This is a genomic window from Microcystis sp. LE19-131.1A, from assembly GCF_027532015.1.
In the GTDB taxonomy this organism is placed as follows: Bacteria; Cyanobacteriota; Cyanobacteriia; order Cyanobacteriales; family Microcystaceae; genus Microcystis; species Microcystis ichthyoblabe_A.
The window spans coordinates 1-11714 of sequence record NZ_JAPZSS010000081.1; the positions used below are offsets into that span (position 1 = coordinate 1).

Sequence of the window (11714 nt, forward strand, 5' to 3'; positions counted from 1 at the left end):
GAATGGATTGAATTTAGCGCCTATAAAGACCGAAAGAGCCTCCTCGCTTACGTTAAAAAAGTGCTGGACAATTTTGGAGGCGAGTATGTAATTAATTTTGCCTAGGTACTTAACTGATAACTGATAACTGATAACTGATAACTGATAACTGATAATAATATGTTGAAATCAATTTGTATTACTCTTGGAACTCGTCCCGAAGCGATTAAATTAGCTCCCGTTATTCGTGCTTTTCAAGAATCGGAACAGTTTCAAACCCATGTAATTCTGACGGGACAGCATAAAGAAATGGTAGCGCAGGTGATGGAATTATTTGCTTTAAAAGCAGATGAAAATCTCGATATTATGCAAACCCGTCAAACTTTAACTGATATTACTTGCCGTAGTTTACGCGGTTTAGAAACGGTCTTTGAGCGCATAAAACCAGATTTAATTATTGTGCAAGGTGATACTACTACCGCTTTTGCTGCTGCTTTAGCGGCTTTTTATCAACAAATTCCTATCGCCCATGTGGAAGCAGGATTAAGAACTAATGATATCTATAATCCCTATCCCGAAGAAGCTAATCGCCGCCTAATTTCTCAACTGACGACCCTACATTTTGCTCCCACTACTTTAGCCGTAGAAAATTTACAAAAATCTGGGGTGACAGGAAATATTCACCACACCGGTAATACAGTTATTGATGCTTTATTAAGCGTAGCCAAAACCGCCCCAGAATGTCAAATTGCGGGCTTAAATTGGTCAGATTATCGGGTTTTATTAGCCACGGTTCACCGCCGGGAAAATTGGGGCGAACCCTTACAGGATATTATCAAAGGATTGACTTTGTTGTTAGAAAAATATACCGATACAGCCCTATTATTACCCCTCCATCGCAATCCCACCGTCCGAGAACCAATAAAGTCCGCTTTGGGCAATCATCCCAGGGTATTTTTAACTGAACCTCTCGATTATGCCGAGTTAGTGGGGGCGATTCAACGCTGCTATTTATTATTAACTGATTCTGGGGGCATTCAAGAAGAAGCCCCTAGTTTAGGAAAACCGGTTTTAGTATTGCGAGAAACCACGGAAAGACCGGAAGCAGTACAAGCGGGAACAGCGAAATTAATTGGTACTAATCCAGAGCAAATTTTAGCACAAGCGGGAGAATTATTAGGGGATAAAATCGCCTATGATCGTATGGCTAATGCCATTAATCCTTTTGGAGATGGACAAGCATCCCAAAGAATCCTCCAAATCGTCCAAGATTTTTTGGCTTAATTTATGACTACTTGGTTGGGTATCGACCCCGGATTAGCGATTGTCGGTTGGGCTATTCTCCGGGATAATAGTGAGTTAGTGCCGATCTTAGTCGATTACGGCACGATCGAAACTTCTAAAAATCTTTCTACTGCCCAGCGTTTGATCGAAATTGAACGGGATTTAAAGGAGTTAATCGCAGAATATAAACCGGGGGAAATTGCCGTGGAAATGCCCTTTTTTAACCGGCAAATCAAGGCAGCCGGTGGAGTCCTGCAAGCATTGGGAATTATCAATCTAGTTAGCTGTCGCGATGGGGGAATTGAACCGATTTTCCTCCATCAAGCTAGTTGGAAATGTCATCTGGGCCATGGTAGGGCCACTAAAGCTGAGGTGGCCGAACAAATTAAGTATTTATTCGGATTGACAAAAATGCCTATTAATGATGCTGTAGATGCTATAGCGATCGCATACGCTGCTTTCAGTGGCGTTCGCAATCAAATCTCTTGAAGCAATTTGACGAAATTGGCGCAAAAATTTAGCTGACAACTAAAAGCCATCTTTGGATTTAGTATAATGGGGCTTGACAGGTGGTATCAGTTATATCACCATAAGCGAATGCGTAATACCCGTCCTATATCTTGGATTAAAGCGGCACGGAAAGATTTTCAAAAGTTTCCCAAGGAAGCCCAAGAAATTGTACTTGACGCTTTAACTATTGCAGCAGAAGGGGCAAAATCATCCCTAACCAAGCCTTTTAAGGGGATAGGTTCTGGTGTGTTCGAGATTGCTCTACCTTTCAAGGGGGATGCCTATCGAACTATTTATGCTGTCCAGTTAGGTGAGGCTATCTGGGTGATTCATGCCTTCCAGAAAAAATCCCCAAAAGGGATCAAAACACCACAGCAAGAAGTCGAAGTTATCAAAGCACGGCTCAAGCGATTGAAGGAGGAACTCTCATGAGTGAAGAACAATTTGAACTGGTACAAGGTAGCGGGAATGTGTACCGCGATTTTGGCGATGTAGATGCGGACGTGCGACAAGCGAAAGCACTGCTTGCTGCTGAAATTATCAAGGTTCTGGAGAAGGAAGACTTATCAACCCGCGATGCTCAAGTGCGAACTGGAATTAATCACAGTGAATTTGTCCAGATTCGCCGTGCTAATTTGGGACGCTTTACTATTGACCGTTTGATCTCAATTTTGGGTCGTCTCAATCAACAGGTTGAAATTACTATTACGACCCATCCAAGAACCACTGATTCTTCACCAATGGCATCCTAACTGTAATTGAGTGTGGGTCGATGGGAACGACCGCGCCACCAAGCTAGTAGGGTACTAGCGATAAAAATACTCGAATAGGCCCCCGCTACAAAACCAATAATTAAAGCTAGGGCAAAATATTTTAAGGTCGTGCCACCAAAGAGAAAAATCGCCACCAGAGGCAATAAAGTGGTCAGGGTGGTATTAATTGAACGAGTTAGGGTTTGACTCACCGCATTATCGACAATTTCATCCACGGATAATTCGGGGGTATTAGCAAAATTTTCCCGGACGCGATCATAAATTACCACTGTGTCATTAACAGAAAAGCCCACAATTGTCAAGAGGGAAACCAAAAATAAACTATCCACTTCTACCCCCGCAATTAAGCCTAAAACCGCAAAGACCCCTAAAGTGATCAAAACGTCGTGCAGCAGGGCGACAATGGCAAAAAAAGCGTAATCCCGTTGAAAACGGAAGCTGAGATAGACGGCAATGCCAAAAAAGGAAACTAATAAAGCTAAAAACCCCGACCTAAATAATTCTTGACCAATGGTCGGCCCGACGGTATCGATTTGACTGGTTTCGGGGTCAAAGGTGCCAATTTTCTCATTTAAGGTGTCGAGTAATTTTGTTCTCTGTTCTTCTGCCAGGGTTTTCGTCCGGACCGATAAAGTATATTTATCCAACACCTGCACACTACTGTTACCCAATCCCTCCTCGTCTAAAATCCCTTGCACTTCGGCAGTAGTTAAGGGTTTCTCACAGGTATTCTTTTTGGCACAGGCTAATTCTATCTGAATTCTCGTCCCACCAACAAAATCTAAACTCGGTCGTAAAGGCGCTTGAATAGTGAACCAAGAAATCACCATGGCCAAAATACTACCAATCGTCAGCAGGGCCGAGACTGTCCACCAAAAATTACGCTGTTTTGTAACGCTAAATGCCATATTGATTAAGTAAAAAGTAAAAAGGAAAAAGGAATTTGGGGAGTAGGGAGTGGCAATCGGTGGGTTACGGCGAATATGAAATTATTGGTTAACAGCATAACTTGTCGTCGCCTAACCCACCCTACTGATTTGCCGGTAAATTAGGGCAGAAAAGTTGGGGTTTTTGGCGAATGCTGGGGACGTTTAACACGGTGATTAACAGGAGAGTACGACTACAGGTTAAAGCGGTAAACATACTCACAGCTACCCCAATGGCTAAAGTTAAAGCAAAACCCTTGACTAATCCCGAACCCAACCAAAATAAGGCAGCACAGGCGATTAAAGTAGTGACATTACTATCAAGAATACTGGAAAAAGCCCGATAAAATCCCGACTCCACAGCCCGAAATAGAGATTTTCCGGCCCTTAATTCTTCCCGGGTGCGCTCAAAAATCAGTACATTTGCATCAACTGCCATGCCGATACTGAGGATAAATCCAGCAATCCCGGGTAACGTCATGGTGACTCCCACTAAGGCAAAAGCTCCCAGAGAGAGAATAGTATAGATAATCAGGGAAATATCGGCGATAATACCGGGTAAACGGTAATAAACCGCCATGAAGATTAAAACTAACAGTAAACCCACTAAACCTGCGTAGATACTGCGACGGATGCTATCCTGGCCTAAAGTTGCCCCGACGGTGCGAATTTCTTCCACTTTAACGGGGAAAGGTAGAGAACCACCGCGCAATTGAATCGCTAGATCGTTGGCAGTTTCGGCGGTAAAATTACCGGTAATCACGGCCCGGCCTCCTGTAATTCCCGTTTGGGCAAACTGCACATCAACCACAGGGGCGCTAATTAATTCATTATCGAGGAAAATCCCAATACTGCGACCAGTACCAGCGATCGCTTTAGTCAGTTCGGCGAATTTATTGCCCCCTTCCGAATCGAAAGTAATGGCCACTTCCCAGTTAGTGCCTTGGGTGGAACTAATAGTGGCATTTTGCAGATTTTTTCCAGTTAAGTCCACCGATTCAAATAAATTTAAAATTGCCTCTTTAGATTTCTGGAGAGATTGTTCTAGTTCGGCAATTTTAGCGGCATTTTCGGGTTTATTCTCGGCTTTGAGGGCGGCTAATTCCGCTTTTTTTTGTTGAAAAATTGAATATTCAGCCCGAAATTCTCCTTCTGTACCTTGTTTTTGCTGACGAAATTCTAATTGGGCCTGAACATTTAGGTTTCTCTCAGCTTCTTTGGGATTTGTGACCCCGGGTAGTTGCACGATTACCTGATTTTTACTGTCCACAGTCTGCACTAATGATTCAGAAACACCGAGGGCATTAACGCGATTTTCAATCACATTTTGTACGGCTTTTAAATCATTAGGTTGAATGGTTGTCACGGTTTCAGTGGGTTTAACCTGAATGGTTAATTGACTACCCCCGCGCAGGTCTAAACCTAATTGTAGGGGTAACTTAATCAGGATAAAGATCGAGGCAACAACTAGGCCGACGATCAGTAACAATAACCAATTTTGTCTCTGCATAACTTCAGTATCAAAAGGAGAATTTGTTAAATGCGATCGCCGACCATTTTTTGGACAGCTTCGACAATTTGATTAGGTTGAATAATCGTCAATCTTTCTAGATTACCGTTATAAGGTGTGGGGATATCTTGGGAAGATAATCTTAACACGGGGGCATCTAATTCATCGAATAACTGCTCGTTAATTAAAGCAATTAACTCGGAAGCAATTCCTGCCGTTTTCATACATTCTTCCACGATAATCACCCTGTGAGTCTTGCGAATCGAAGCGGCAATCGTCTCCATATCAAAGGGTTTCAGGGAAATTAAATCGATAATTTCTGGATCATAGCCATCTTTTTCTAACTGTTTTAATGCCTGTAAACAGTGATGACGCATCCGCGAATAGGTGAGAATAGTTATATCTTCTCCCTTGCGAACGATTTCCGCTTTATCGAGGGGTAAAAGATACTCGGTATCAGGTAAATTTTCCTTAAGATTATAGAGAAGAACGTGTTCAAAGAAAAGCACGGGGTTATTATCTCTAATCGCCGATTTTAATAAACCTTTGGCGTTGTAAGGAGTGGAACAAGCGACAATTTTTAGGCCGGGTACCGCGTGAAAATAGGCCTCTAAACGTTGGGAATGTTCCGCCCCTAATTGTCTCCCCACACCCCCCGGACCGCGGATAACCATGGGGATTTTAAAATTACCGCCGGAAGTATAACGTAACATCCCGGCATTGTTGGCAATTTGGTTAAAGGCAAGCAGAAGAAAACCCATATTCATGCCTTCAATAATCGGACGCAATCCCGTCATGGCTGCCCCCACTGCCATGCCCGTAAAACTATTTTCAGCGATGGGAGTATCTAAAACCCTTAAATCGCCATATTTTTTGTAGAGATCTTTGGTAACTTTGTAGGAACCGCCGTAATGACCCACATCTTCACCCAAAACAAATACTGTCTGGTCGCGGCCCATTTCCTCATCGATCGCCTGTCGCAAAGCATTAAATAATAGGGTTTCTGCCATATCAAGTCCCCGCTTACAATTCGGTCATCTTATCACTAAACTTATTATCTTACCCCTTTTCTGGTCCGAAGGAAGTGGGAAGTGGGGAGGTGGGGAAGTGGGGAGATGGGGAAGTGGGGAAGAACGTAGGTTGGGTTGAAGCATGAAACCCAACGCCCGATTATGTTACGCTACCGCTAACCCATCCTACAAATAATTGTGCTTCCCTACTGATGAATAAAAACAATTATGACTATAGATAATAGTCTATTCTAGTTCCCGACAATCGGCCGGCAAAGAACTAAGATCAAGATCAAGGAATCCCCTACCGTTAAAGCTGATGAAATTACCCCGTCTTGCCGCTTTAATCATTGGTCTGAGCTTTATTTTCGGATTAATGTTGTGGTTAGTCAACTCTATCTATCGTCTTTACATCCAGATCGCCTTTACCGCTCCCCTACTAGCCAATATTCTGCTTTTACTGATTATCGGACTGCTGGGCTTGCTGATCTACATTCTTTTGTACTACTTTTATCTGCTGCCCCAGCAGCAAAAAAGTCGCCGCGGGTTGCGTTCTTCCTCCCGTCCACCCCTAAAATTACCGGTAGAAAAAACCGAGGCCGCCGGGGAAACCTTAAAAGCTATCCGGCAACAAGTGGAGCAAATTCAAGATAAAGTAACCCAACAGGTTTTTATTAATCGTTCCCAAGAAATTGAGCGAAGTTTAGCCAGAAAAGAAGTTAAAATCATTGTTTTCGGCACGGGATCGGCGGGAAAAACCTCCCTAATTAACGTCCTCATCGGTCAAATGGTGGGCAATGTGGAGGCAACCATGGGAACCACGGAAAAAGGGGAAACCTATAGTTTAAAAATGAAAGGTGTGAATCGGGAAATTCAAATTACCGACACTCCAGGCATTCTTGAAATTGGTGCAGCTGGAGGTCAAAGGGAACAGTTAGCGCGACAATTAGCCACGGAAGCAGATTTACTTTTATTTGTCATCGATAACGATATTCGACAATCGGAATACGGCCCTTTATTGGGTTTAATTGATATTGGTAAACGTTCTCTCTTAGTCTTTAATAAAATCGATCTCTATAGCGACGAAGATCGAGACATTATTTTAAAACAATTACGAGAACGTCTTAAAGGAGTTGTCCTTTCAGCCGATATTATTGCCGTCGCCGCTAATCCCCAACCAGTACAGTTAACTGGTGGACAAATGATCACACCAGAACCAGATATTTTAGCTTTAATTAAACGTTTGGCTTCAGTTTTACGGGCTGAAGGGGAGGATTTAGTGGCAGATAATATCCTCTTACAATCCCAACGATTAGGAGAAGAAGCTAGGAAAATTATTGATCGCCAACGTCGTCGCCAAGCTGATAAAATTATTGATCGCTATCAGTGGATCGGTGCGGGAGTGATTGCGGTGACTCCCTTACCAGTGTTCGATCTGTTAGCAACGGCGGCGGTTAATGCTCAAATGGTTAAGGAAATTGGTCAAGTTTATGGCTGTGAAATTAATAGCGATCGAGGCAAGGAATTGGCTCTATCTTTGGGCAAAACTCTAGTTAGTTTGGGAGTAGTGAAAGGAGCAGTAGAATTATTAGCCAGAATCCTACAGTTAAATTTTACTACCTATATAGTCGGTAAGGCAATTCAAGGGGTCAGTGCCGCCTATTTAACCCGCATTGCCGGCAAAAGTTTTATTGAATATTTCCGTCAGGATCAAGACTGGGGTGACGGTGGTATGACGGAAGTGGTACAAAGACAATTTCAACTCAGTCGCAAGGAAGAATTTATTAAGTCTTTTGTGGCCGATGCGATCGGTAAAGTGGTACAACCTTTTCAGGATGATTGGCAGCAAGAAGAAGTTTTAGAAGCTAGTCGCGAGGATGATTGGTAAAGATCGAACCCGGGAGCAATAGGCAAAATTGTATAGTAATTGTTACAATCGTTTTGGGGTTCCACAAGGGCAAAAAAAAGATGCGACAGCAAGTTATCGACTGGTTAAAAGAAAACGTCAACGAACACCGTCTGCGACATATTCTCGGTGTGGAGACCATGTGTATTGATTTAGCTCGTCATCACGATCTCGATCCCGTCCAAGCAGGGCAAGCTGGGTTGTTACACGATCTGGCTAAATTTTTCAAGCCCAAAAAACTGCTAAAAATGGCAGAATCGGCGGGAATAGAGGTGGATAATATCTGTTTATCCCATCCCCACTTACTCCACGCCGACGTGAGCGCAATTGTCGCCCAAAAAGAATTTAACATTACCGATGAGGAAATTCTCGAAGCGATTCGCAATCATACCCTCGGTAAACCCAATATGAGCGATCTTAGCTGTATAGTCTTTATTGCCGATGCCTTGGAACCCAATCGCGGCGATACACCCGAATTAAACGCCCTACGACAACTCAGCTATCAAAATCTCCATAAAAGCGTTCAACAAACCTGCGATTATTCCCTAAAATATCTTTTAAGTAGCCATTGTCCCATTCATCCCCGCACCGTGCTAACCCGCAACTGGGCGTTACAAATTGTTAAAGAACAACTAACGGAAACTAAAACCATTGATTAACATAATCTCAAGACTCGCTTACAACCACCTCAGCCAAAGGATAACCACAACCTGAATGACCAATCCCACTGGAATTATTACCCCCGTCGCCGAAAATCTCAAGACCGAAAATTTTCTAGAGACAATTGTTACCGCTGCCGAAGACAAGAAAGCAGGGGACATCGCCATCCTGAAAGTCGCCGATATCTGTTATTTAACCGATTATTTTCTGATTATTACTGGCTATTCTACCACCCAAGTGCGAGCGATCGAGGATGCGATCGAAGCTGCTATGGAACTAGAATGGCAACAATCCCCCCGACAAGTGGAAGGAAAAAGCGAAGGTAGCTGGATCCTGATGGATTATGGCGATATCATTGTCCATATCTTTTTACCAAAAGAGCGAGAATTTTATAATTTAGAAGCATTTTGGGGTCATGCTCAACGGATTCCTCTACCTAGCGACCATTTGGAGGAGTAGAATCCATGAAATCCTCCCTTGATTTCTGTCCCGTCCCGGAAGAACAGCAACCGGTTAACGAGTACGAACAGTTAAAAGAATCTTGGTTTTTCCGTTGGGCAACGCTAGATGTAGCCTCTTATACAAAAAAAATTGTCTGGTTATGGTTGTGGACATGGTTAATTGTCGGACCGATTGCCGCCGCTAGTTTTCCCCTTAAAAAAGCCCCTTTTCTCTTCTTCTGTGCGGGGATTTTTGGCTCGACAATTTTGGTAGGATTGGTGTTATTGCGCTTGTATCTAGGCTGGATCTACGTCTATGACCGCTTGCAATCAGAGAAAGTATTTTATGAGGAGTCGGGCTGGTATGATGGCCAAATCTGGACAAAAACCGCCGCTATTTTAACCCGCGATCGTTTAATCGTCTCCTATCAAATCCAGCCCATTCTCCGCCGTTTACAAAAAACCGCCCTGATTTTAGGGGCAATTGTCGCTATCAGTGGTCTTTTCTGGCTATTTTTCACTCACTAACCGCAACCAATCACCAATCTGAATGAATAGGGTAAAACGTTCACCAACCCACCGCTTAGAAATTCATCTCCTCCGGGAAGGTATTATTGAATCGGTCCATCATGTCGAGGCCGCTATTTGCGATGACCGCGGCCGGGTATTATCCACCGCCGGCAGTGCCGAAACTAGCGCCTTTATTCGTTCGGCCCTAAAACCTTTTCAAGCACTGGCTGTCATCAGTACCGGCACCCTCGAACGCTACGATCTCAACGATAAGGATCTAGCCATTATCTGTAGTTCTCACCAAGGCACAGTGGAACACGCCCGTCAAGTCTTTAATATTCTCTGGCGTGCCGATATCGATCCCAATGCCCTGCAATGTCCCCTCCCCGAAGGTAAACGCAGTCGCCTTCAGTACAATTGCTCTGGTAAACACGCCGGGATGTTAGCGGTGTGTCAACAGCGTGGCTGGCCGTTAAATAGCTATCTGCGGCGTTCTAGTCAGATACAGAAGCTAATTTTAAGCAAAATTGCCGAATTATTGGGAATGCCGGGAGATGAATTAATCAGCGCCCACGATGACTGCGGTGCGCCCACCTATTCAATGCAGTTGGGGCAAATGGCCCATCTCTACGCCCAGTTAGCCTCTGGCAACCGTTTAGACTTAGAAAGAATCGTCCGGGCGATGACCTATCATCCCCGCATGGTAGCAGGAGAAGGGGCTTTTGATACGGAATTAATGCAGGTTAGCCAAGGGGAAATCGTCAGTAAAGCCGGGGCTGAAGGGATTCAATGTATTGGGCGCGTCGGTGAAGGTTTAGGATTAGCAATAAAAGCTTTAGATGGTTCCAAACGGGCTAAATATGCCGCCGCTTTGCAAATTCTCAAACAGTTAGGCTGGATTACTCCCAATGTGGCCGAATCTCTCTCGGAAAAATTCCTCAAAATCGGCAGTTATACCCGCTTGGAAGTGGTGGGAGAAATGGCTTTATTATAAGTAGTGGGTTGACCAAGGGTAACACATCAAAAAGTTTTTTTTGGTGTATTAGGGCAGTATTTATATCTTGATTTTTTTCCCTAAAAAACGTTATTACCCATTTACAATCTATAATCGCCATACATAAGGAGAATAATTAACTATGACCGAAAATAGAAACCCGATTCCCGTGGTTGTCAACGGTGCAGCCGGCAAAATGGGACGGGAAGTCATTAAAGCCGTTGCTCGTGCCGACGATATGATCTTAGTGGGTGCAGTGGATCGAAATCCAGCTTTTCGAGGTCAGGATGTGGGGGAAGTGGCCGGTTGTGAACCCCTAGAAGTGCCGATTCTCGACGATTTACAGAGTGTTTTAGTCCTGGCAACTCAGGAAAAAGTGCAGGGGGTGATGGTGGATTTTACCCATCCCGACGGTGTTTATGACAATACCCGCAGTGCGATCGCCTATGGAGTGCGTCCGGTGGTGGGAACTACGGGATTATCGGCGGCACAACTGCAAGATTTAGCCGAATTTGCCGAAAAAGCCAGCACCGGCTGTTTAGTTATCCCCAATTTTTCCATTGGCATGGTTTTACTACAACAGGCTGCCGTGCAAGCATCTCGCTACTTTGATCATGTAGAAATTATCGAACTGCATCACAATCAAAAAGCAGACGCACCCAGTGGCACAGCGATTAAAACCGCCGAATTACTGGCAGAATTGGGTAAAATCTTTAATCCTGCTCAAGTTTCCGAAAAAGAAACCATCCCCGGCGCTAGAGGCGGTTTAACTGCCGAGAACATCCGTATTCATAGCGTGCGTTTACCCGGTTTAATTGCTCACCAAGAAGTCATTTTCGGTTCCCCCGGAGAAATCTATACCCTTCGTCATGATACCAGCGATCGCTCCTGTTATATGCCGGGGGTTCTCCTTTCTATCCGCAAAGTTACTCAGCTGCAATCCCTCGTTTACGGTTTAGAAAAAATCCTCTAAATCGAGATATTTGAGAGGAAGGAGAGGAAAAGGGCAAAGAAGAGAAATCTCGACAAATTGCCCTAAAAATGCTATCTGCTGGCTTTCCTATACCCAAACTTTAGACTTAGAGATTGAACAAGTACCACAAGTCATTGAGGGACAAAATTGAGTGAAAACGGACAGTATTTTCTATCGTCTCTTTGAGACTTTTCCCGAAAGTTTCTTTGATTTGCTCAATCTTCCCCCAGAAACCGTCA

Annotated in this window: 14 protein-coding genes and 1 pseudogene; 12 read left to right on the forward strand and 3 right to left on the reverse strand. The window is 43.9% G+C overall.

All coding sequences use genetic code 11. From position 1 onward, the window contains the following. From O9323_RS07275 to O9323_RS07295, 5 genes and pseudogenes are all read left to right on the forward strand, one after another. Positions 1-105, forward strand: a pseudogene (locus tag O9323_RS07275) (IS630-like element ISMae24 family transposase); the annotation flags it as partial. Between the two features lie 54 nt (positions 106-159). Beyond that, positions 160-1263 (forward strand): non-hydrolyzing UDP-N-acetylglucosamine 2-epimerase, encoded by a 1104-nt coding sequence (gene wecB, locus O9323_RS07280; protein WP_149107533.1) that lies wholly within the window; start codon positions 160-162, stop codon positions 1261-1263. Between the two features lie 3 nt (positions 1264-1266). Continuing rightward, positions 1267-1752, forward strand: coding sequence for a crossover junction endodeoxyribonuclease RuvC (locus O9323_RS07285; protein ID WP_002739294.1), 486 nt, complete (start codon positions 1267-1269; stop codon positions 1750-1752). A 108-nt stretch (positions 1753-1860) separates the two neighbouring features. Continuing rightward, positions 1861-2205 carry a type II toxin-antitoxin system RelE/ParE family toxin gene (locus tag O9323_RS07290; RefSeq protein ID WP_232306098.1) on the forward strand — a complete coding sequence of 115 codons (345 nt, stop codon included), beginning with the start codon at positions 1861-1863 and terminating at the stop codon, positions 2203-2205. Continuing rightward, complete coding sequence (locus tag O9323_RS07295) at positions 2202-2525, forward strand: helix-turn-helix domain-containing protein (RefSeq protein WP_002752110.1); 324 nt, start codon at positions 2202-2204, stop codon at positions 2523-2525. Before O9323_RS07290 ends, O9323_RS07295 begins: the two co-directional genes overlap by 4 nt. Here the strand turns inward: O9323_RS07295 and secF are convergent. From secF to O9323_RS07310, 3 genes are all read right to left on the reverse strand, one after another. Beyond that, positions 2522-3454 (reverse strand): protein translocase subunit SecF, encoded by a 933-nt coding sequence (gene secF, locus O9323_RS07300; RefSeq protein ID WP_193977242.1) that lies wholly within the window; start codon positions 3452-3454, stop codon positions 2522-2524. The genes O9323_RS07295 and secF overlap by 4 nt on opposite strands. Positions 3455-3575: 121 nt before the next feature. Continuing rightward, positions 3576-4982: a protein translocase subunit SecD gene (gene secD, locus O9323_RS07305; RefSeq protein ID WP_149107531.1), complete on the reverse strand. Its 1407-nt coding sequence runs from the start codon at positions 4980-4982 to the stop codon at positions 3576-3578. Between the two features lie 26 nt (positions 4983-5008). Continuing rightward, on the reverse strand, positions 5009-5992 hold the full coding sequence (locus O9323_RS07310) for an alpha-ketoacid dehydrogenase subunit beta (RefSeq protein ID WP_002752113.1): 984 nt from the start codon (positions 5990-5992) through the stop codon (positions 5009-5011). Between the two features lie 319 nt (positions 5993-6311). Here O9323_RS07310 and O9323_RS07315 point away from each other — a divergent pair, with 319 nt between their 5' ends. The 7 genes from O9323_RS07315 to O9323_RS07345 form a co-directional block, all read left to right on the forward strand. Further along, positions 6312-7880: a YcjF family protein gene (locus O9323_RS07315; RefSeq protein ID WP_149107529.1), complete on the forward strand. Its 1569-nt coding sequence runs from the start codon at positions 6312-6314 to the stop codon at positions 7878-7880. An 80-nt stretch (positions 7881-7960) separates the two neighbouring features. Continuing rightward, positions 7961-8557, forward strand: coding sequence for a bis(5'-nucleosyl)-tetraphosphatase (symmetrical) YqeK (gene yqeK, locus O9323_RS07320; RefSeq protein ID WP_069474205.1), 597 nt, complete (start codon positions 7961-7963; stop codon positions 8555-8557). A 55-nt stretch (positions 8558-8612) separates the two neighbouring features. After that, entirely contained in the window at positions 8613-9017 is a 405-nt protein-coding gene (gene rsfS / locus O9323_RS07325; RefSeq protein WP_002739249.1) for a ribosome silencing factor, read from the forward strand. Between the two features lie 5 nt (positions 9018-9022). Then, the gene (locus tag O9323_RS07330; RefSeq protein WP_002752122.1) at positions 9023-9526 is read left to right on the forward strand and encodes a CGLD27 family protein; all 504 of its coding nucleotides are present in this window, start codon (positions 9023-9025) and stop codon (positions 9524-9526) included. A 22-nt stretch (positions 9527-9548) separates the two neighbouring features. Beyond that, the gene (locus O9323_RS07335; RefSeq protein WP_002752123.1) at positions 9549-10502 is read left to right on the forward strand and encodes an asparaginase; all 954 of its coding nucleotides are present in this window, start codon (positions 9549-9551) and stop codon (positions 10500-10502) included. A 142-nt stretch (positions 10503-10644) separates the two neighbouring features. Beyond that, the gene (dapB, locus tag O9323_RS07340; protein WP_002739420.1) at positions 10645-11475 is read left to right on the forward strand and encodes a 4-hydroxy-tetrahydrodipicolinate reductase; all 831 of its coding nucleotides are present in this window, start codon (positions 10645-10647) and stop codon (positions 11473-11475) included. Positions 11476-11626: 151 nt separating this feature from the next. Then, a partial coding sequence (locus O9323_RS07345) for a DUF2887 domain-containing protein (protein ID WP_272104989.1) occupies positions 11627-11714 on the forward strand: 88 nt, incomplete at its 3' end.